At 45.7% G+C, this 21,478-nt stretch carries 15 protein-coding genes; 9 read left to right on the top strand and 6 right to left on the bottom strand.

The window, feature by feature from the left end; translation table 11 throughout:
• Positions 1 to 190: 190 nt before the first annotated feature.
• On the top strand, positions 191 to 2,080 hold the full coding sequence (rpsA, locus tag KJS94_RS07335; protein WP_214449427.1) for a 30S ribosomal protein S1: 1,890 nt from the start codon (positions 191 to 193) through the stop codon (positions 2,078 to 2,080).
• An 840-nt stretch (positions 2,081 to 2,920) separates the two neighbouring features.
• The gene (locus KJS94_RS07330; RefSeq protein ID WP_214449426.1) at positions 2,921 to 3,595 is read left to right on the top strand and encodes a response regulator transcription factor; all 675 of its coding nucleotides are present in this window, start codon (positions 2,921 to 2,923) and stop codon (positions 3,593 to 3,595) included.
• 76 nt (positions 3,596 to 3,671) lie between these two features.
• Here KJS94_RS07330 and KJS94_RS07325 read toward each other — a convergent pair whose 3' ends face one another.
• From KJS94_RS07325 to KJS94_RS07310, 4 genes are all read right to left on the bottom strand, one after another.
• On the bottom strand, positions 3,672 to 3,908 hold the full coding sequence (locus KJS94_RS07325; protein WP_214449425.1) for a hypothetical protein: 237 nt from the start codon (positions 3,906 to 3,908) through the stop codon (positions 3,672 to 3,674).
• A 78-nt stretch (positions 3,909 to 3,986) separates the two neighbouring features.
• Positions 3,987 to 4,706 carry a head GIN domain-containing protein gene (locus tag KJS94_RS07320; RefSeq protein WP_214449424.1) on the bottom strand — a complete coding sequence of 240 codons (720 nt, stop codon included), beginning with the start codon at positions 4,704 to 4,706 and terminating at the stop codon, positions 3,987 to 3,989.
• Positions 4,707 to 4,797: 91 nt separating this feature from the next.
• Positions 4,798 to 5,430, bottom strand: a complete 633-nt coding sequence (locus KJS94_RS07315; RefSeq protein WP_214449423.1) for a response regulator — start codon at positions 5,428 to 5,430, stop codon at positions 4,798 to 4,800.
• A 58-nt stretch (positions 5,431 to 5,488) separates the two neighbouring features.
• On the bottom strand, positions 5,489 to 8,545 hold the full coding sequence (locus tag KJS94_RS07310) for a sensor histidine kinase (RefSeq protein WP_214449422.1): 3,057 nt from the start codon (positions 8,543 to 8,545) through the stop codon (positions 5,489 to 5,491).
• Between the two features lie 318 nt (positions 8,546 to 8,863).
• On the opposite strand from KJS94_RS07310, the gene KJS94_RS07305 reads away from it, so the two are divergent.
• The 3 genes from KJS94_RS07305 to KJS94_RS07295 all read left to right on the top strand — a co-directional run bounded on the left by KJS94_RS07305 (position 8,864) and on the right by KJS94_RS07295 (position 14,179).
• Entirely contained in the window at positions 8,864 to 12,766 is a 3,903-nt protein-coding gene (locus KJS94_RS07305; protein WP_214449421.1) for a T9SS type A sorting domain-containing protein, read from the top strand.
• 55 nt (positions 12,767 to 12,821) lie between these two features.
• Positions 12,822 to 13,700 carry a hypothetical protein gene (locus KJS94_RS07300; RefSeq protein ID WP_214449420.1) on the top strand — a complete coding sequence of 293 codons (879 nt, stop codon included), beginning with the start codon at positions 12,822 to 12,824 and terminating at the stop codon, positions 13,698 to 13,700.
• An 86-nt stretch (positions 13,701 to 13,786) separates the two neighbouring features.
• Entirely contained in the window at positions 13,787 to 14,179 is a 393-nt protein-coding gene (locus tag KJS94_RS07295; RefSeq protein ID WP_214449419.1) for a hypothetical protein, read from the top strand.
• 52 nt (positions 14,180 to 14,231) lie between these two features.
• Here KJS94_RS07295 and ytxJ read toward each other — a convergent pair whose 3' ends face one another.
• Positions 14,232 to 14,561 (bottom strand): bacillithiol system redox-active protein YtxJ, encoded by a 330-nt coding sequence (gene ytxJ, locus KJS94_RS07290; RefSeq protein ID WP_214449418.1) that lies wholly within the window; start codon positions 14,559 to 14,561, stop codon positions 14,232 to 14,234.
• A 434-nt stretch (positions 14,562 to 14,995) separates the two neighbouring features.
• Between ytxJ and KJS94_RS07285 the strand changes: the two genes are divergently transcribed.
• The 4 genes from KJS94_RS07285 (at position 14,996) to KJS94_RS07270 (ending at position 20,609) form a co-directional block, all read left to right on the top strand.
• Positions 14,996 to 15,766: a 3'-5' exonuclease gene (locus tag KJS94_RS07285; RefSeq protein ID WP_214449417.1), complete on the top strand. Its 771-nt coding sequence runs from the start codon at positions 14,996 to 14,998 to the stop codon at positions 15,764 to 15,766.
• Between the two features lie 78 nt (positions 15,767 to 15,844).
• Positions 15,845 to 16,639, top strand: coding sequence for a polyprenol monophosphomannose synthase (locus tag KJS94_RS07280; protein ID WP_214449416.1), 795 nt, complete (start codon positions 15,845 to 15,847; stop codon positions 16,637 to 16,639).
• Positions 16,640 to 16,660: 21 nt separating this feature from the next.
• Positions 16,661 to 17,539, top strand: a complete 879-nt coding sequence (locus KJS94_RS07275) for a DMT family transporter (RefSeq protein ID WP_214449415.1) — start codon at positions 16,661 to 16,663, stop codon at positions 17,537 to 17,539.
• A 112-nt stretch (positions 17,540 to 17,651) separates the two neighbouring features.
• On the top strand, positions 17,652 to 20,609 hold the full coding sequence (locus tag KJS94_RS07270; RefSeq protein ID WP_214449414.1) for an alpha/beta hydrolase family protein: 2,958 nt from the start codon (positions 17,652 to 17,654) through the stop codon (positions 20,607 to 20,609).
• 78 nt (positions 20,610 to 20,687) lie between these two features.
• Here KJS94_RS07270 and KJS94_RS07265 read toward each other — a convergent pair whose 3' ends face one another.
• Entirely contained in the window at positions 20,688 to 21,407 is a 720-nt protein-coding gene (locus KJS94_RS07265; RefSeq protein WP_214449413.1) for a hypothetical protein, read from the bottom strand.
• Positions 21,408 to 21,478: the final 71 nt, after the last annotated feature.

The following is a 21,478-nucleotide window of genomic DNA, read 5'->3' as shown; positions in this document are numbered from 1 at the left end:
CGGGTTGGTTAATAAGGAAATAGCCATTAAATTAACTTGTAAGTGTATAACGGAAGCCCTGTATACCAGGGCACAGACAGATGGTGACCGAAACAATCCGGATTTTCCTCAATTTCTAGGCATAAAACGCAGTTCTAGCCTTATTTTATGCTATCTTTGCAGCCCCGAATAAAACCATCGGGAATTTGTTATGTTTCAAAATTTGATTGTTAAACAACTAAACGCTGAGGCAGAGGAGTCTGCTGCTGCAAATGCAGAAGCAACTACAGCGACAACAAATGCACCTGCTGCGACTGCGCATGATGACTTCGATTGGAGCATCGACAAGCGCAATGTATCTACTTACAGTGCTGAAGAAAAGGCCAAGTACGACAAAGTGTATGATGACACTTTCGTTGCCATCACTGATGGTGAGCTGATCAAAGGAGCTGTAGTAGGATTGACCAAGACCGACGTTGTATTGAACATTGGTTTCAAAAGCGATGGTCTGATCTCCCTCAACGAATTCCGTGACCTGCAAGGTCTGAAGATCGGTGATGAGGTGGAAGTTATGGTGGTAGAGAAGGAAGACCGCAATGGTCACCTGCACCTGAGCCGTAAGCAAGCCCGCATTACCCGTGCATGGGAAAAGATTGTTGAGGTTCATAAGACTGGTGAGATCGTTACCGGTACTGTTACCAGCAAGACCAAGGGTGGCTTGATCGTAGATGTATTCGGAATGGAGACCTTCCTTCCCGGATCACAGATCGATGTTAAGCCTGTTACCGACTACGATCAGTTTGTTGGTAAGACCATGGAATTCAAAGTGGTTAAGGTTAACGAGGCCATCAAGAATGCCGTTGTATCCCACAAGGCCCTTATTGAAAGCGATATCGAAGCTCAGCGCGCTGAGATCATGGGTAAGCTGGAGAAGGGTCAGGTTCTGGAAGGTACCATCAAGAATATCACCGATTTCGGTGCGTTCATGGATTTGGGTGGACTGGATGGTCTGCTGTATATCACCGATATCAGCTGGGGCCGTATCAACCATCCTTCAGAAGTACTGAAGCTGGACCAGAAGCTGAATGTGGTAGTGTTGGATTTCGACGACGACAAGAAGCGTATCAGCCTTGGTCTGAAGCAACTGACCCCGCATCCTTGGGATGTGCTGCCTGAAAACATCGGCGAAGGCCAGGTGGTGAAAGGTAAGGTTGTGAACATCGAAGATTATGGTGCGTTCCTGGAAATCATGCCTGGTGTAGAAGGTCTGGTTCACGTTAGCGAGATCACATGGGCCAATACCCCGATCAACGCGAAGGAATTCTTCAAGTTGGGTGATGAGTACGAAGCCAAGATCGTGACCCTGGATAAGGATGCCCGTAAGATGAGCTTGTCCATCAAGCAAATGACTCCTGATCCCTGGAACGAGATCGAGAACAAATACCCTGTTGACAGCCGTCATACCGGTCTGGTGAAGAACATCACTCCTTACGGTGTGTTTGTTGAACTGGAGCCAGGCATCGGTGGTATGATCCACATCAGCGACCTGAGCTGGCTGAAGCGTTTCAACCATCCTTCTGAGTATACCAAGGTAGGAGAGAAGATCGAGATCGTGATCCTGGGTATCGATAAGGAGAACCGCAAACTGCAACTGGGTCACAAGCAGCTGGAAGAAGATCCCTGGAATGCACTGGAGGATACTTTCGCTGTAGGTACACTGCATGAAGGAACCGTGATCCGCAAGGATGAGAAGGGTGCCATTGTGCAACTGCCTTATGGCCTGGAAGGTTTCGCTCCTAACCGTCACCTGAACAAGGAAGATGGTGGCCAGGTTGGTGCCGATGATACCATCACTTTCATGGTGATCGAATTCGATCGTAATGAGAAGCGTATCGTTGTTAGCCATACCCGCACTTGGGAAGCTGCTAAGGCTGAAGAGAAAGAAGCTGCCAAGAAGGAAGCTAAGGCTGAGGCTGACAAGACCAAGAAGGCTGTTAAAAACCTCCAGAGCAAGGTAGAAAAAGCTACTTTGGGTGACCTGGGTGTGCTGGCTGAGTTGAAGAAGAAGATGGAAGGCGGTGAAGGCGAAAGTGCCCAATAATCCGTTTTGCACTGATAATGAAAAGCGCGGGGGTGACCCCGCGCTTTTTTATTGTAGTTACAGGAACGCCATCCGGTACCCTACCGGGAAAAAGAAAACCTGCCCTTATCTGGTCACCTGATTCAAGTAAACCAAGAAGGTTTGCTGCTGATTTCATAAACACATTCCCTGCATTTTCTTCCGGGTTAGTTTAAAATCCCCTTCGCTACTTCTCTCCAGGTGCATTAAAGGGCAGGCATATGATTACTGGCGTTCAAAGAACTTTCAGGCCTAAGGATAAGGCAAATTCAATAGGTTATTGGAAAAGGGGTGATTCATCCTAAGGACCGCCTAAATGGGGGCCTTATGGGTTTAGGAATTGGATCTGCGGTTATTGGTCAATCAGGTTACCTGCCATGGGCATAGGATAATTGGACGTGGGCTATTCAGGGGATATTGGATCAGGGAAAAAGAAAGTTGATTGACATTGGATTCGTGGAATTCTTAGGATATTGAATAAGATTCTGGACGGTTGTTACTGGACATTGGATGGTTTGAGGCTGCGATCCTCGTCAATCAACTTCTGATACAAAAGTAGCAGACGGCTAAAAGGTGTACAAGAGCGGATTTGCCCAATTTTAAGGATTCAGGAAATACCCTTCCTTTCGTAATTCTCCGATGGTAAAGGAGGTGCAATTACGGTGGAAAAACATGTATAAAATCCCCAAAAGGGGTTGGTATCGTAAATCCCGAACCAGTAATTTTACGTATTATTACTATAGTGAATATTCCAGAAATTTTACATTTTGCATTCCGAATGCCCATTTTTGAAGGCTTTCAACCCCAAGCAAAATTCACCGTATGAAAAAACCAGACCCAGCAAACCCTATTAAAGTGGCCATTGCCGATGACCATGCCCTCTTTAGGGCTGGGGTGAAGACAGCATTGTCTGCCAAGAAGGATGTAGAATTGATCGCAGAGGCGGATAACGGCATGCAGCTTTTGAATCTCCTTAAGCATATTGAGCCTGATGTGATTTTACTGGATATCCAGATGCCGATCATGGATGGTATCGCCACGCTTCCTGAGATCAGGAAGATCAACCCCCATGTTAAGGTGATCATCCTGTCCATGCATAATGACCACTCCATGATCTCGAAATTGATGGAGATCGGCGCCAACTCCTACCTGACCAAGAACTCTGATTCGGAAACTATCTATCAGGCTATCAAAACCTGTTTTGAGCAGGAGTTCTTTTTCAATGAGCTTACGAACAAAGCCTTGCTCACCGGTTTACGTACCCGTCGGCAGGAACCTGAGGCGGTAGCAGATGCGCAGTTAACCGAAAAAGAGATCAGGATACTTAAGCTGATGTGTGAGGAAAAGACCACCAAGGAAATTGCCGATATCGTTGATATCAGCCCACGTACAGTGGAAGCGATAAGGGATAAATTAAAGACCAAGACAGGGGCCAAGTCCATGGCCGGATTGGTGATGTATGCGGTAAAGCATGGAATCGTCCAGGAGGAATCCTGATGGGCCTTTCATCAAACTAAAAAGCCCGGAACATGATAAACGCGTTCCGGGCTTTTTAGTTTTATCGAATTATCGTTCAAAAACTCAGTAACAATTCAAGGGCTGTCACCCCACCCAGGATAGGTAGCCCTTCCTCTACATCTGTATCACCTTCCTCCTCTTCAATACTGCTCTCTTCCTTTGTGCTGGCTGTGATAGAGGGCTTTCCCTTGCCAAACACACATTTTTCTGCCCTGAGCGCGCCTGTCTGGTTGGCTGAGAATACCAACAACATAAAGAGTGTAAACAGGCCTATTGCGAATCCTTTTTTCATCGCCAGTAGTTTAAATGGTTATCGTAAAGTTATTTCATTCCTATAGGGTGGACAATCGCATAAACATGTGAAAAGGGATTATAATCTGATGACCCTTCCGCTGCCTGAAACACTAGTCCTTAGCTTGGGCGGGTCACCCTTATAGTAAACAGAACCACTGCCACTGATCGTGGCTTCCAGCTCATCCAGGGGACTGGTCTCAATCTTCCCCGAACCGGAGATCGTAGCCTTTACTTTTGCGGCAGGACAATCAATAGCCAGGATATTGCCTGAGCCACTCACTACCAGTTCAGCTCCTTCCTTAATCTTCCCGTTCAGCTGTAGGGTTCCCGAACCGGATACATTCCCTTTGGCCTGGTCGGCTTGCGCCTGCCAATTGATATTGCCGGATCCGTTGATGTCCAGGGCCAAGGTCGTATGCTGCCAGGGACCACTGTTTTCAATACCCCCACTGCTTTGAAGCTGTAGTTTCGAAACCTCGGGAACGGTTATATTTATGATTACCGGTTCATGCTTTACAGCATAGTTATAACTGGTATAATGAAGTTTTAGACGATTATTTTCGACATATGTTACAACTTCGGGCAAAATATTTTCTTCACCCTTCAGGGATATGGCTACTGTATTGCCCTGGCTGAGGATCACCCGGAAATAGCCGGAGTTTTCCAGTTCCGTAAAATTGGGGATGGTTCTTTGTTCTTCAACGATTTTGCCGTTTCCCCTCAGGACAGTTTTGGAACATGATGCCAAAACTGCCATGAGAAGGATGGCCATGGATAAGGTTATAATTTTTTTCATGTAGACGATAAGGTGTAAGCTTGACAACCATTGATCACCTTACGTTGCCTTTCAATGAAAAAAACTTTTTCTAGATAATTTGGGGAGGGTGTCAGACAATCTTATCCTTGAAGGCCTTGGCAACTGCTTCACTCTTTGAATTCACGTGCAGTTTCTCATAGATCTTCTTGATATGTGACCTTACGGTATCAATGGAAATATTCATGTCTGAAGCGATCATCTTATAGCTGTAGCCATTGACAAGGAATTGCAGTACCTCTTTCTCCCTTTCCGACAGCCGGTAATCTTCACTTTGGGGTAACTGGATATCTGAAAACATCCTCAATACCTGTGTTGCGATGGAACTGGTCATTGGGGCCCCGCCGGTGTGGGCTTCATGGATATACTCGAGTAGCCTGGACGGTGGGGTCTTCTTGAGCAGGTAGCCGTTGGCGCCTGATTTTAAGGCTTCGAATACATTTTTATTGTCATCGAAAACGGTCAGCATGAGTATCTTGACCGTGGTGTTATGCTGGCGGATCAGTTTTAGTCCTTCTATTCCATTCGTCCCGGGCATATCGATATCCATCAGGATCACATCCGGTTGAAAGGCCTCTACCTCATCCACAACATTATTGCAGTTTTTAAAGGCTGCAACCACTTCATAACCATCCGAGCCATTGATCAGCATGGAAAGTCCCTCCCTGAGTTGTGGATTGTCCTCGTATACCATCACTTTAATCATACAACATACATTTTCCAGTCAAAGGTAACCTGCTATCCTGTTCCGGGCAATCACATAATCATGTTAGCGGTAATTCAAGATTGATCTCGGTTCCTTTGCCATTACCCGACATGATTCGTAGGATTCCTTTCATCATTTCGGTTCGCTTTCGCATATTGGTCAGGCCATTCCCGCTATCTGCGGTGGCTACATCAAACCCTTTCCCGTCATCCCTGATATCCATGTGCAATTTCCCGGACTTGATAAAAATGCGGATGGCGGCATGTGTTGCGTCGGAGTATTTGGCCAGGTTATTAACAGCTTCTTTGAATACGAGGAAAAGGTCCCTCCTGGATTCCATATCAAGGGTCAGGTCCATCACCGCATCGTCGACATGGAATTCATATTCTATATCCTTAGGCTCCAATACAGTCGCCGCAAACTCCCTCATCCTTGCCGTTATCCTCTGGATATTGTCGTTCATGGGATTGATACTCCAAACAATATCATCCATAGCCTCCATCATCCTGCTGGAATTATCACTGATCTTTTCTATATACTCCTTTGTTGCTTTGGGATCCTTTTCAATCTTCATCTTGGCCATTTCGCTGAGGATATTGATGGTACTCAATGTTGAGCCCATATCGTCATGAAGGTCGCGGGCAACCCTGGTCCGGACCTTCTCCACCGCCAGCAGTTTGTTTATCCTTAATTGGTGGATGAACAGTACCAAGCCTGACAATGCCATCAGGATAATTGATATGAACCACCAGGTTTTATAAAAGGGTGGTGTGATCAGGATATTGAGGGTAGTAAGGCCGGTGCAGGGAGTGCCTTCCTCGTTCTCACATTTCACCTTGAAGGTATAGCGTCCGGGGGGCAGGAGGGTATAGGTGGCTGCCAGTCGATCTTCTGTTCTTTGCCATGATTTGTCGGCACCTTCCAGCATATAGTAATAGATCAGTTTGTCGCGCTGGAGGAAGCTTAATGAAGCAAATTCTATGGTAATGGAATTCCGCTCATAGTTCAATTTTACCTTGTCCAATTTCAGGATGGAATCGGGCGGCAGGAATTCATTGAATAACTTGAAGTCCGTAATGCTGACATTTGGCGGGACTGCCTTACTCATGAAATAGTCAGGATTGAAAATTACAGCCCTTTGGTTTCCAGCAAGGACAATATCACCATTGGCCATCGTGGTGCTTACATCCAGCAGGTTATCCTGGCTGGTGGTGGTGATCAATCCATCTCTTTGGTCATAAGAGGTAAAGATCTTTTGCTTAAGGTTATACTTGTTGATCCCATTCATGGTGGTCAACCATAAGTGACCAAATCGGTCAGTTTGCATGGTCAGGACACTGTTGGCCTGCAGCCCGTCTGCTATGGTAAGGTTTTGCACCTCACTTGTTTTCAGGTTAAGCAGGTTAAGGGTTCCAACGGCCATTGCCATTATTGTGTCATTGACCTGTATTATATCATTTACGGTGTTATCGGACAATGCCTTGCTGCCTGGTAAAGAACTGTTATAGTGCCGCAGCATTTTCCCGGTCCTGGTATCATAGACAAATGCCCCCTTGCTCAGTGTTCCAGCCCATAGCTGGCATTTCCTGTCAATGTAGAGTTTGTTGATGATGGTATTGTGTTCATCAATTAAGGTGAATGCATCATCCCCTGTTCCTTTATCCTGTTGCCAAAGGATCAGTCTCCCTCCCTGGGTGCTGAACCAAATCTGTCCATTGCAGTCTTCCACCACCTGCCTGATGGTCCTGTTATTGAATATAGGGTGGTGCAGGAAGGTTGACTTACGACTGGCAGGGTCATGAAAGATCAATTTACCGGCCTGGCAGGTTATGATCAGTTTACCATTCTTGCGCAATTTCTCCATGTCCCAGGTCAATTTGTAATCATTGTCGGGAGGGGAACCCTTATAAATGGTTTCATGGGTAGAAGGGTTAGCGAGACCTACAACACCCCTTCCCCAGGTTCCAACCAGGACCCCATTTTCCCCAATATCCAGAACGGCATTGATGTTTGCGGAAGTTTTCCCGGGGTCGAGGTAGGCATGGATGGCCCTATTGCCGGTAAAGTTGGTTGTATAGAGGCCATTATCAGTTGCCAGCCAGAGACTATTTTCCTTATCCTGGAATATCTGGTAAATGGTTTTATACCGGATCCCGTATTCAGTGGGATAAGGTTCCCTGAGCCCGATAAAACGTTTTTGGGCCTGGTTGAAGGTCGTCAACACATCAAGGCCATGTGCCCAAATGGAGGTGTCGGAGAATTGTTTTACCTGGTGGATCTCGGCGTAGCCCCTGCTGGAATTAAAAATACCTGTCGAATCACGGGTGAATTGGTTGAGTTTCTCATCGAAGTTCAATAAGAATTGACCCGTTTTCTTGCCTGGTGGAACTACCCAATACACAGCCCAATACCTGCGCTGCTTGTCAATGAAAAAGTGGGTAAAGATATTACCGGTTTCCGGGTTGTTAAGGATAGCGTACCGTTCAGAAGGCTTACGGTGATGGAAATAACCCTTAAGCTTTGCATCATAAACCACCAGGCCCGAATCCGTGCAAAGCCAATAATTTCCTGTCAATGGATCATCAAATAAATGATTGATCGTCCAGTTCGCCGGGTATTGGAAGGGGAGTGGACCTTCTTCAAATTGGTGGAGTTGGGGATTATAAGTAAGTAAGCGATACTTTGAAACCAACAGATAAATAGTGCCTTTATGGTCTTTCCAAAGTTGGTAGCTTGACCTTGGTGGTATGGGTTTAAGGGTTTGGATCTTAGCCTGCCTGAATTCCATGGTAGTGGAATTGAAAGTGCCGATCCTGTTTCCCAGCCTAAGCCACATTCTACCATCCCTGTCATCAAGTATCTGGTGAACTGCCAAAAAAGGAAGTCCGGAGAAATTGGGCTTTCTATAAAAAGCCACAAATTTTTTCCCGTCGAAGCGTTGCAATCCAAACTCGGAACCGATCCATAAAAAGCCTTTTGGGTCCTGCCAAACTGCATAGACAAAATTGGAGCCTAGCCCATTTGATGTTGACAGATGTGTGAAAGTGTATTCCTGTCCAATTAGCGTAGAGCAGAAACTAAGAAGTATACCTATTGTGGTTATTAGTTTTTTCATTTCGGGGGCTTATCAAATTTACTGGTTAAGCCCAGTATTTGGATGGTTTTTTTGACCACCCACATGTTTATGTGGTATGCAATAATTCATTCTTCCTGAGTTGATTAAAAGCAATTTTGATTCAAAGCCAGGGGTAATTCATGTGCCCGTACAAATGGTGGTTTTCAGGTATTTGGTGGTTAAGTATTCATGTGCTATTGCAAGAACTAAATAAGTAGCGTATCTTGCTATAAATCCGTACAATCCTTTGCTGGTAAGGGTTTCGTGAAATTACCAGCGGGGTTTGTGAATATCCGTTAATGAAACCGTGCTGTTGCTATGAAAAACCTCTACACCCTCTTCGTATTTTTACTTTTCACCTTTTCCTACTCCTTTGGGCAGCCTTGCAGTAGTCTCCTGATTACCAGTGCAGTTCCTTCAGAATCCCGTTGTATGGCCACAGGAACCATCCAGGTTCAGGCAAGCGGGGGAACAGGTAATTACAATTACAAGGTTGATGGACCAGTCAGTACCCCGTTTACTTCATCTAGCCTTATTACAGGATTGTCAGCAGGGGTTTATTCCGTTACCGTACGTGATGTGACTACCGGTTGTGAAGTGAGGCAGGATAATATCAGCGTTACGGGAAGTTATACAGATCCCCGCTTTGCCTTATCCAAATCCGATGTCACCTGTTTGAATGCATCTGATGGTACGATATCCGTACAGGCCCTTGTAGGAGGAAGGTCACCCTATACCTTCACCATTGTATCACCTTCAGCTGCGGGGGTTGGTACCTCAAACAATACAGGAGTCTTTACCGGCCTCCCGGGCGGGGAATACAATATCCAGTTGACCGACTCCTGTGGGGGGATCCAGACAAGAAGGATCAATGTCCTGGATTACAATTGGTGGATCGAGGTTTACAATGGGAACAAATTGAGTTGTGATGATATCCGGTTCTTCATTGGGTTAAGGGATAGCAGGGGCAATTTGAATACATCAGGTACAGCGTTTTCCGCTTTCCAGTATGGAGTGATCAATTCACCAGGTGATACATCCTGGTATTCCAGTTCGACATTCGATCATGGGGTAGGAAGGCAGCGATTTGTAAACCTCGCTGTAAAAGATGGATGTGGAAATGTAAGGACTGTGAGATGGTTTTCAATCTACCTGCCCTCTGTAGGAAGTATTGTAACAACCACACAGCAGGCTTGTAATAGTTTCACCGCGACCATTTCCAGTCAAACCAACCTGACCAATCCTCAGTTTTGCCTGTACAATTCATCCTCAACCCTTTTGTCCTGTAATGCAACTGGTATATTCAGTGGTTTAAGTGCAGGGGCCTATACGATCAGTATTAAGGATGATTGCTTTGACACAACGATCAACAGGACCTTTACGGTTAGCCAACCAATACCATCCCTTTCGCCCAATGTAAATATCAGTAGGGTTGATTGCAATTCAGTGAATGTGAATGTTGCAGGGTTATCAAATTTTACCAATCCTGAATTTTGCCTGTATGACCAGGCCAATAACCTGGTTGGGTGCAATAGCAATGGCAGTTTTCCTGGATTAACCAATGGTAGTTATTGTATCAGGGTGAAAGATGGTTGTTATGATACTACTATCACTCGTTGCTTTACCATTGCGCCACTTGTTCCATCAGTCAATGCCAGTATTACCATAGGCAATAGGTATTGTGAAGGTTTTGATTTTTCCATTGGGGGGCAAACGAACCTGTTCAATCCGGATTTCTGCCTGTATACTGAAGCCGGTGTACTGGTTGGTTGTAATTCAACGGGAAATTTTGGGAATATCAATTATGGAAGCTATTGCCTGAGGATCAGTAATGATGATAATTGTTATGATACTACTATAGTACGTTGCTTTACGGTATTGCCTGAGCTTCCGAATGTTGCACCGGATTTGAATGCAACAAGGTATTGCACCACGGTGGATATAAGTGTCGGTTGGCAAACCGGGTTCTATAATCCCCAGTATTGTCTTTATAATTCCGCCAACCAACTCGTGGCTTGTAATGCTACCGGGCTATTCACGAACCTTCCCTATGGCACTTATTGTATGGACATTATCAATGGCCCCGATTGTTTCGATACCACCATAAGGCGTTGCATAACCATTGTACCAGAACAACCTTCGGTAGGGGCTGTTATTCTATCCAATACCACTTGTACGGGTTTTACAGCCACCGTTGACAACCAGGTCGGACTTTCTTCCCCGCAATTCAGGTTAAAGGATGGCTCTGGAAATATTATCCAATCCAATACTTCCGGTGTATTCAGTGAGGTGCCCTATGGAAGTTATTGCATAGACATCCAAAACAATGCCCTTTGTTTTGATACGGTCATAACCCGTTGTTTCCAGGCCGTACAACCAGTTCCGTCTGCGGGTAATGTGTCCATTTCAGGAAGGTCCTGTTCAGGTTTCAATGCAAGGGTAGATGGCGTGGTTAATTTTACCAATCCATTGTTTGAGTTGTTGGATGCCAATAACCAATTGGTGGGAACCAATTCTACAGGTGTTTTCAATAGTTTGCCCTATGGAAGCTATTGTGTGAATATCAGGGATAATTGTTATGATACTACCCTTACAAGGTGTTTTAGCGCAGCCCCAAGGGCCATTGCCCTGCAAGTATCGGCTACACCTTCCTGTATCATGGGAGCCACATCGTTGAGGGTTTTTGTTCAGTTTGGAACTGGGCCTTATGCTATCAGGGTTTTTGACTCCACTGGAAACCAGTTGGCGTCAGCCAATAGCAGTTCGCCGATAGTATGGATTAATAATATCCAGACCAATGGTTATGCAGGCCAATTGAGGGTAGTACTAACCGATAATTGCGGGAATTCATCAACACGGAATGTAATGCCTGTAATAAGTGCGTTGGAGAGGGATGTTACCATTACACCCAAATGCCCTTCCGGGGCTTTCCAGGATGGTTCAGCTGAATTGACTATCAGGGTGCAGTCCAATTTAGGAACGATAACACCTGTTATTATCCAGCATGATGGCGTGAATGTAAGTATTCCATACAACAATACGGACCGTATCAACTATACCTGGAATGAACTGGCCCCCGGCAGTTATATTATCCGGTACGACCTTCCATCATTTTGTTCGAACAAGTACTTTGATACGATTCGGGTGAATGCATACCAATACCCCCGACTCGATAAATCAGCCATTTACCAATGTGATAACAATAGTTTCACCGTGAATGCGGATGTAAAAGGAGGCAATGCGCCATTCTTGTATGAGATCATCGGTAGTGTCCCCGCTGTACCCTCCATCATTGCACCCCCTCAGGCCAGTCCGGTTTTCACCATTGATAACGGGAATATCTATTCGCTGGTCCGCCTCAGGGTGGTTGACCAATGCGGCAATGCAACCTTGAATGATGTGAGTGTCCTGCCCTTGCAAAATACTGTTGTCACGTCAACAGCCGATTGTTATTATGCAGATGTTACCCTTACCGTAGATAGTGTGCCCAATGCCAGCTATACCTGGTACAAGAAGTTAAGTGAGACAGACAGTGTTGAAGTAGGTAATGCCAGGGTCTTTGAGATCCCTTATTTAACACCAGCGGAAATTGGTACCTATGTCAGCAAGATCTCTGTCGGTAATGGCTGTCTTACCAGGTTGAATTATTTTTCTGTGACAGGTCAGTGCGGCGGTGTCCTTGAAGATGATTTTAAATTGAAGGCCAGCAAGCGAAATGGCGTCCATGTCCTGAACTGGAAGCATATTTCAAGTGCTGAGGTGAATACCTACCAGGTAGAAAGACTCGCAAGGGTTGATGGTATCCCTGAAGTAATAGGGGAGATTAGGCCGGCTAATGGCTGGCAATCATTCAGCCTTACCGACCAGGCTCCATTGATGGGGGCAAATTACTACCGTGTAAAGGTCATTGGTAAGAATGGTAAGGTAGGGTATTCCAACCTTGTGAAACTGGATCATACTGGTGGAATGGGCTTTTCGGTATATCCAAACCCGGTGCGCGATGTCATTAATATCCGAATTGCTGCTGCATCAAGATCAGGTTATGATTTCAAACTGTTCAGCTCATCGGGCCAACTGGTAATGGCAGACCAAAAGGTAGTGGAGGGAAGCTCTGTCATCCAGATAAGGAGGACAAAGAACATCAGGCCTGGAATTTACCTGCTAAGGATCAGCAACACTACAACAGGGGAAGTGAGGTTTGAAAAATTGCTTTTTGAATAAGGGGTGAAGGGCCGATTACATTTTTACCTAATTTCATATTTGAAATTGGATTAATATGAAATTGGCAAGTAGTTGTTGGGTTTACATTGTGGTTATTTTTTTGGGGGCATGCGGCAAGGATAATGAACCCGGGATGGAGGTGTTTTCTGCCCAACCTATTGCTAAAGAAGTGCCGGAAGGGTATGCCCCTGAGGCTTCGGGTATTGTTGACAGTTATATCAACGATGGCCAGCTTTGGCTTATACAAGATGGGGGGAATCCTGCCGAGTTGTTACCGTTGTCCCATGAGGGTATTCCTGGGCCAAAACTGAGGATAGAGGGAGTCGTTAACAGGGATTGGGAAGAAGTATTTATTGGGGCTGGCCCTATGCAAGGAAAGCCTTACCTGTATATTGCTGATATAGGGGATAATTTCAAGGAATATGGAGAGTACACCATTCTCAGGTTTCCGGAACCATTAAAGGATATTGGGGTGGTAAATACGGTGGAAAAGATCGGTTTCAGGTATGAAGATGGCCGGTCAAGGAATGCAAATGCCATTCTGGTGGATCCAAAGAGTTTGGATATCCTCATCCTGACTAAGGAAGCTGATAAAGTTGACATTTACACTATTGCCTATCCCCAACTCAGCAATGCGATCAACCAGGCAAGTTTCAGGGGGTCGCTCAATTTGGGTTCCATAACAGCAGCCTCCCTTGCGCCAGGGGGGACTGGGATATTGTTGAGGAATTATAAAGAAGCTTATTATTGGAATACTACTTCATCCACTCCACTTATCGATGCCCTGGCAGTCCAACCTGCTGTGGTATCCCTTGTTCGGGAGCCCCAGGGAGAGGCCATTAGTTTTAGCAGCAAGGGTGATGGATTCTTCACTTTGAGTGAGCAGGGACCCGCCTCTGAAAAGGTCCGTCTGATGTTCTATTCACGTAAATAACAGCTTGACAAGGATCAGTCGTTCGTTTGATGCAAGTCAAATGAGTTGAGCATGTGTATGCTGATCTTTACTGAAAGATTACAAATATGATTGCACAACATCAAAAGAGTCCGATACAATTGCACATTGATCATGAATTATGGTTAAACGAGTTGGGGTTCTACAAAGAAGAATTGAAAGTATTGGATAAGTACCTGCTGGAAGCTGCCGGCAAGAATAATTCAAAGGAATTCTCCCTCGAATTGGAGCATTACCAAAACCAACTGGTAAGGCAGAAGGATGTACTGGATGAGTTGTTACACGATATCCGTCTTCATGAGCAGGAACTGGTAAAGAAGATCCAGGAAGTAAATGAAATACAGGCCCAGAAAATGAAGTTGGATGACCATGAAGAGGCAAGGGATAGGGTGGATATGTATAAAAAACTATATGCAGAGTTTAAGCATTCCCTATTAGCGTTTATTGGAAAGTGGATGTAATTTTTTGATCACCCGCCTGTTTTGGCCCTGCTTTACGCAGGGCCATTTTTTATCATCCGGCCTGTTCAATGATCTCTTCCATCCTGATCCCATTGTGACTTTCATCGTAGGTGCATTCACCGTTCTTAATGAGGATCACTTGTGGGGATTCATGCCAAACATCGAAGTCCTCAGCTATCTTGTTCGAAATATTCCGGTAGGCAATAAGGTCGAGGTAATAGAAGTCGATATGGTCAGGTTGCTCCGACCTTTCCAGCCTGGACTTGGCCATTGAACTGATGGAGCAGCGGGTAGAATGTTTAAAGATCACCTGAGGCCTGGTGGCAGATAGTTTTTTGATCTCTTCCAGTTGTTCGACAGAATTTAGGTCGATCCAGCGCATAAAAAAAGGTTATTTGTGCAAAAATAACCTCAGGGAAATTAAAATCTTGTTTTGGGTATTAACGGTATCCAACCATTCCGCTGGACATTTTGCAACCACCCTTGGAAGTGGTGCAGGAAGTCATACCTACTGCGAAAAGCGCTACCAACGAGAGGATCAACAATTTAGTTTTCATCTTTTTTAGTTTGTTAATGAATAATTGCCTTGTTTATGCCGGCAATTTCCGGGTCGTTTTGGCAGCATTCAGTAGGATAACGGACTAAAGCGGTTCAAAATTAGGATAAATTATTGTTTTTTGCAATATCCTGGCCGGCCACAGGGTAAATTGCACCCGTATCAATAAAAAACTGTGCCAAATCTGGACTTCTACTATCAAATCCTATAGATAACTGTACATTTGTCAACCGCTTTTGCGGGGTTTTTAATTGAAAACAATGGCTTTACAATTACATCGCCCTTTGGCGTTTATTGACCTTGAAACAACCGGAACCAACCTGGCTGCTGACCGGATCGTAGAGATAGCTATCGTGAAGATCATGAAAGATGGTACAAAACAGGTGAAACGGAAGTTGATCAACCCTGAAATGCCTATCCCTGCGGGAGCCTCAGACGTTCACGGTATTTCTGATGATATGGTGAAGGATGCGCCAACCTTCAGGCAGGTTGCCAATGAACTCAAGCAATTCCTGGAGAATTGCGACCTGGCCGGCTACAATTCCAACAGGTTTGATATCCCCTTGCTGATGGAGGAATTCCTCCGTGCAGGGTTAAGCTTTGATATGCAAGCCCGGAAAATGGTTGATGTGCAGAAGATATTCCATATGATGGAGCAAAGGACCCTTGGGGCTGCCTATAAATTCTACTGCAATAAGAACCTGGAAGGAGCCCATAGTGCAGAGGTAGATGCCACTGCCACCTGGGAGATCCTGGAAGCCCAGCTTTCAAGGTACCCGCAACTCGGGGATAACGTGGATTCTATCCTGAAGTTTACCGGTGATGACCAGATCGTCGACTTTGCCAGGCGTTTTATAATGAGCAACGGGGTGGAGGTATTCAATTTTGGCAAGCATAAGGGACGCCCGGTTGCCGAGGTATTGAAAGCAGAGCCCCAGTACTATGACTGGATGATGAAGGGCGATTTCCCCCTTCATACCAAGCAGAAACTGACAGAGATCCTGAACAGGACACTATTAAAGAAACAGTAAATCAGTAAGGGCGGAAATCCTGGCATTTCCGCCCTTTTTTTTGGCCTGTGGCTTATATTTGCAGGCTAATTCAGTGCATTGGAGAAGATAGTCATCATACCAACCTATAATGAGAAGGAGAATATCTCCAACATTATCCATGCCATCATGGAAATGGAAAAGGGTTTCCATATCCTGGTCATAGATGATGGTTCACCCGATGGAACGGCTAACATTGTCAAGGACCTGATGCAAAAATTCCCGGGTTCCTTATTCCTGGAGGAACGTAAGGGTAAGCTAGGATTGGGAACGGCCTATATCCATGGGTTCAAATGGGCCATCGCCAAAGGGTATCATTTCATTTTCGAGATGGATGCGGATTTCTCCCATAATCCTAAAGACCTGCAGCGATTATATGAAGCCTGTAAGAACGAAGGGGCTGATGTGGCGATCGGGTCCCGCTATGTAAAAGGCGGTGGAACGGTCAATTGGCCCTGGGACAGGATCGCATTGTCCAAAGGAGGCTCACTATATACAAGAATGATCACCTGGATGCCCGTACATGATACCACTGCCGGATTCATTTGTTACAGGAGGGAAGTGCTGGAAGCGATCAACCTCGACAATATCCGTTTTCTCGGTTATGCATTCCAGATAGAAATGAAATTCGCTGCCTGGAAGCTTGGCTTCAAGATAAAGGAAGTGCCCATTATTTTTGAGGACCGCAAGTACGGGGTTTCAAAAATGCATAAGGGGATCGTAAAGGAAGGTATCCTTGGTGTGCTCAGGCTGAGGTGGGAAAGCCTTTTCAAGGATTACCATAATCGAATGAAAAATACAGAGACCGGTGAATCCTTCAATAAACAGGATGCGCTGGCCAATAGTCGCCGATAACCCCCTCTTTTACCCATCAGCATGAAGACTGCATTTCTCCGATTACACCTCGCGGTATTGCTTGCCGGTTTTACCGGTGTGCTCGGAAGGTTGATCAGCCTTAACGAAGGATTACTGGTTTGGTACAGGTTATTGATCAGTGCGGTAAGTCTTTGGCTATTGTTTGGACTTCAACGAAAAATCAGTGCGATACCCTTCAGGAAAATGCTTTCTATAACAGGGGTAGGATTTATTGCAGCACTTCACTGGGTAACTTTCTATGGTTCCATCAAGTATTCAAATGTGTCAGTTGGGCTGGTTTGCTTTTCTGCCATAGGATTCTTTACTGCATTGGTGGAGCCCATTCTTTTGAAAAGGCGTTTCATTTGGCAGGAATTGTTATTGGGCTTGCTGGTGATGGCGGGTATCTATGTCATTTTCCATTTCGATCCAAGGTATAAAACGGGAATCCTGATCGGATTACTATCAGCCCTGTTAGCAGCCATTTTCCCGGTGCTGAACAGGCAATTGTTAAAGACCGTGAATGTTGAAACCCTCACCACATATGAGATATCGGGTGGCCTGGTGACCCTTTCGCTTTTACTGCCTGTCTACTTACAACAGTTCCCTCCTGATCATTTCTGGCCTACCTGGACAGACCTTGGCTGGCTGCTGTTTTTGTCCTGGTTTTGTACTGTTTGGGCATTCCAGCTTTCAGCCTATGCATTGAAATATATATCAGCATTCACGGTGAACCTCAGTTATAACCTGGAACCAGTATATGGCATCATCCTGGCCTTCCTGATTTACAGGGAGAATGAATACCTTGGCTGGAATTTCTACCTGGGCTTACTGATGATCATCATTGCCCTTTCCCTTCAAATGCTCAGGGTCTATAAGGCGAGGAATAAATCCACCTGAGACCCTATTGTCCATCCATTCTTCCTATCCAGAAGCCATTCGCATAAACATCTACGTTTCCATTTAAGCAGGTGCGGAGGTTTCCCGTATTTTTAATAGACAAACTACACTCATGAGAAGGAAATTTTTCCTGGCCGTTGGATTATTACTGGCCAGTTTGGTTAACCGCGCTCAAAAAAAGCCATTGACGCATGCCGATTATGATCAATGGCAAAGTATCAGTGAAAGGCAGGTCAGCAATAATGGTAAGTATGCTGCCTTTGTGGTTAATCCCCAGGAAGGGGATGGGGAACTGGTAGTAAGGGCATTGGATGGTGATTATTCCCTGACGCTTCCAAGGGGTGCCCAACCATTATTCTCTGCTGATAGCCGTTACCTGGTCTGTAAGATCAAGCCCTTTTTCAAGGATGCAAGGGATGCCCGAATCAAGAAAAAGCCTTCGGACGAAATGCCAAAGGATAGCATGGCCATCATCCTGTTGGGCAAGGATAGCATCATCAGGGTGGCCCAGGTCAAGTCGTTTAAAATGGCTGAGGACCAGGGTCGCTGGCTGGCCTATCATCTCGAAAGAACAGTGCCAGTCATTCCTAAACCGGTTTCCCAGGATTCTACCGCACGCCTCCAGAAAATGATGGTGATGGCCGATAGCCTGGACAAGGCAGCCGATAGTTTAAGGTTAAAGGTTGGTGAGGCAAGGATCAAGGGCCTTTCTGTCCTGCAACCTGCTAAGGCAAAGGAACCATCAAGACCGCAGGAGGAAAAGGTGGAAGAAGGAACAGTCCTGGTATTGTATAACCTTGAAACAGGGAAGGAAGAACGCTTTCCCCTGGTGAGCGCTTATGAAATGAGTAAGAATGGAAAGGTCCTGGCGTACACCGTTACCAGGAAGAATGGTACATCAGGGTCTATTGCTTCGGTGATATGGAGGGATCTTGGCACAGGGAAAGTAGATACGGTCATGCGAAAGTTCAACGAAGTCCGGGGTATGGCCCTGGATGAAGCGGGGACCCAGCTGGCCTTTGTAGCCGAGAGGGATAGTGTGGCAAAGGCTTTACGCAAGTATTATCGTTTGTGGTACTATCAGCCTGCTATGGATAGTGCCATAATGCTGGCCGACTGGAACCACCAGGCGGTAAAGAAAGGTTGGACAGTAAGCCCGGACCATGCCAATCAATTCAGTAAGGATGGCAGGAGGCTTTTCTTCGGGCTCGCAGCTGTTCCACCTGTAAAGGATACCAGCCTTGTTGATTTCGAAACAGCTAAACTGGATGTCTGGAATTATAAGGACGATTACCTTCAGCCACAGCAACTGGTACAGGTAAACAATGAATTGAAGCGTAGTTTTCTGGCCATGGTCAGCCTTGAGGATCGCAGGATTATGCCCCTTGCTGATGAGGCAATTGAAGATATTATGCTGTCAGATGAAGGAAATGGCAGGTATGCCATGGGCGCTGGTTCAAAACCTTACAGGGTACAGCAACAATGGGAGCTTAGTGGCTTAGTGGATCTCTACCTGCTTGATTTGGTTACAGGTCAAAGAAGTAAGGTTGCGGGAAAAGTCAGGAGGGGTAGTGCTGCCATCTCCCCTTTGGGCAGGTTTACCTATTGGTATGATTACGATAAGCGGATGTGGATGGGTCATGATAATGAGGCCCGGCAGGTGAAGAACCTGACTTCTGCCATCAAGGTTCCGTTGTTTGACGAAGAAGATGACCATCCGGACGCGCCACCGCCCCATGGAATGATGGGCTGGCATGAGGGAGATCGTTATTTGTACGTTTATGATAAATATGACATCTGGAGACTAGACCCTGCCGGGAAAGAACAGCCTCTAAATATAACCGCAGGTGCCGGAAGGAAAGCCAGTATAACGATCAGGTATAACCGTACTCATAAAGATGACCGGTATGTGAGGGATGGCCAGAAAGTATTACTCAACCTTTTTGATAATAAGGAGAAGGGGTATGGCTGGGAAGTATATACTATCGGGACTTCCTTTAATTTGGCGGCAGGTAAACCAATGCTGCAGCAGGCCATTGTAAATGCGCCGCTTAGGTCCAGGGATGAAGCTATCCTGGTCTATAACAGGGAAACACCTGCTTCAAGGAATATATATGCAAGCAGGCTGGATGCCATTGCAGATTTCTCAGCGGCAAGGCAGTTAAGCAATATAAACACCCAGCAGGGGCAATACAATTGGTTCACTGTCGAACTGCTACGTTGGAAAATGTTTGATGGGAAGATGAGCGAAGGCTTATTGTATAAACCCGAGAATTTTGATCCCAACAAGAAATACCCTGTCATCCTGTATTTCTATGAGCGCAATGCAGACACCCGTTATAACTATATTGAGCCCATGCCGGTAAGGGCTTCTGTAAATATTGCCTTCTATTGCAGCAACGGCTATATTGTGTTTGACCCCAACATCTATTATAAGACCGGTCAGCCAGGGGAGGATGCCTATAATTCCGTTGTTTCTGCTGCCAAACACCTCACCAGGTTCAAATGGGTAGACTCCACCAGGATGGGTATCCAGGGCCATAGTTGGGGTGGGTACCAGGTTTCCTATCTCATTACCCGGACCAATATGTTCGCTGCTGCTGAGGCAGGCGCCCCGGTTGCCAATATGACCAGTGCCTATGGTGGAATCCGTTGGGGGACCGGCCTGAGCAGGCAGTTCCAGTATGAGCGTTCCCAAAGCAGGTTAGGAGCAACACTTTGGGAGAAGCCAGAACTTTACCTGAAGAATTCCCCACTGTTCAGGGCAGATAAGGTAAAGACGCCATTACTGATGCTCCATAACGATAAGGATGATGCGGTTCCCTGGTACCAGGGCATTGAGTATTTCACCGCTTTACGCAGGTTAGGAAAACCTGTTTGGATGATCAACTACAATGATGAATTACATGGCATCAGGGAGCGACGGAACCGAAAGGACTGGACCATAAGGATGGCCCAATTCTTTGATCATTATTTGAAGGGTGCACCGGCCCCGAAATGGATGACGGAAGGGGTGCCTGCAACCAGGAAAGGAATTGATTGGGGTCTTGACCTTGAAAAAATGAAGTAACCTGTTTTTATAAAGCCTATGTCCTTTTGGCCTTCTCTGATTCAGCAAGGATCCATTGGGGCATAGGCTTTTTTATTTTCAGGCCGCAGGTTGGCTCAGGTACCGAACCAGTGAGCGCTTGGCTATTGGCAGGATGGTCTCTTCCAGGGGATACTTCAATTTGGATTCGATTAGGTAAACGGCAGGGTTGGGGAGGCTTTTGTATTGTTTGATCAGGTCCGATTTGATCTGTTCGTAAGTATTAACAAGGTCCCGGTACCAGGAAGCAATGAAAGTTGTCCGGATCGACCGGTACTGTTCATCATGTTTTTCAAAAATGCTGAGCCGGTATTGGTAAACCAGGGTGTCTTTTGAATTGCCCTGGCTTAGGAAGAAATAGCCTTCCTGGTTATCTAGCGGTACAAGTCCAACCGGTCCTATTGAAAGGCCTGACTCTACGAATTCATAGATATCTGTACCCTCATCGATGACTTTCTTAATGCAATTGGTAGAAAAATGGATGATCTGTTCCAGCTCCCGCATCAACTCATCATCTTCAATGATCTGTTCATATAAAAGTTGTAGCTTCTCCAGTTGGATTCCGGTAAGTTTACGTGGAAACTGGTCCTGGAGGATCTTTTTATTTTCCCGGAAATGTACCAGGTTATTGTAATGGAATATAATGTCTGCTAGTTGGGGATAGAGTTTGTTTTGGCCAAAGAACCTGTTCACCTCCTGCAGGTAGGCGAGCAGGGTGTATTTCTTGAGTTCAAAATCGATGAATCCCTCAGTAAACCAGGTTTGGGATAATGTTTTCATAGCAACCTATTGTTGCTATAAATTAGTAAAAAACAGCATATTAATCAAGGGCTGTATTTGTCAATCCTGTT

Source organism: Flavihumibacter rivuli, assembly GCF_018595685.2.
Classification (GTDB): Bacteria; Bacteroidota; Bacteroidia; order Chitinophagales; family Chitinophagaceae; genus Flavihumibacter; species Flavihumibacter rivuli.
Note: the sequence above shows the minus strand (reverse complement) of the source record. Positions and strands in the feature narration are given on the sequence as shown.

Coding starts and splice junctions, on each gene's coding strand:
- ytxJ (WP_214449418.1), bottom strand. CDS start 14,561: ATGCGCTGGATCGACCTAAATTCTGTCGAACAACTGGAAGAGATCAAA.
- KJS94_RS07275 (WP_214449415.1), top strand. CDS start 16,661: ATGAAGACTGCATTTCTCCGATTACACCTCGCGGTATTGCTTGCCGGT.
- KJS94_RS07300 (WP_214449420.1), top strand. CDS start 12,822: ATGAAATTGGCAAGTAGTTGTTGGGTTTACATTGTGGTTATTTTTTTG.
- KJS94_RS07295 (WP_214449419.1), top strand. CDS start 13,787: ATGATTGCACAACATCAAAAGAGTCCGATACAATTGCACATTGATCAT.
- KJS94_RS07320 (WP_214449424.1), bottom strand. CDS start 4,706: ATGAAAAAAATTATAACCTTATCCATGGCCATCCTTCTCATGGCAGTT.
- KJS94_RS07305 (WP_214449421.1), top strand. CDS start 8,864: ATGAAAAACCTCTACACCCTCTTCGTATTTTTACTTTTCACCTTTTCC.
- KJS94_RS07270 (WP_214449414.1), top strand. CDS start 17,652: ATGAGAAGGAAATTTTTCCTGGCCGTTGGATTATTACTGGCCAGTTTG.
- KJS94_RS07315 (WP_214449423.1), bottom strand. CDS start 5,430: ATGATTAAAGTGATGGTATACGAGGACAATCCACAACTCAGGGAGGGA.
- KJS94_RS07265 (WP_214449413.1), bottom strand. CDS start 21,407: ATGAAAACATTATCCCAAACCTGGTTTACTGAGGGATTCATCGATTTT.
- rpsA (WP_214449427.1), top strand. CDS start 191: ATGTTTCAAAATTTGATTGTTAAACAACTAAACGCTGAGGCAGAGGAG.
- KJS94_RS07325 (WP_214449425.1), bottom strand. CDS start 3,908: ATGAAAAAAGGATTCGCAATAGGCCTGTTTACACTCTTTATGTTGTTG.
- KJS94_RS07310 (WP_214449422.1), bottom strand. CDS start 8,545: ATGAAAAAACTAATAACCACAATAGGTATACTTCTTAGTTTCTGCTCT.
- KJS94_RS07285 (WP_214449417.1), top strand. CDS start 14,996: ATGGCTTTACAATTACATCGCCCTTTGGCGTTTATTGACCTTGAAACA.
- KJS94_RS07330 (WP_214449426.1), top strand. CDS start 2,921: ATGAAAAAACCAGACCCAGCAAACCCTATTAAAGTGGCCATTGCCGAT.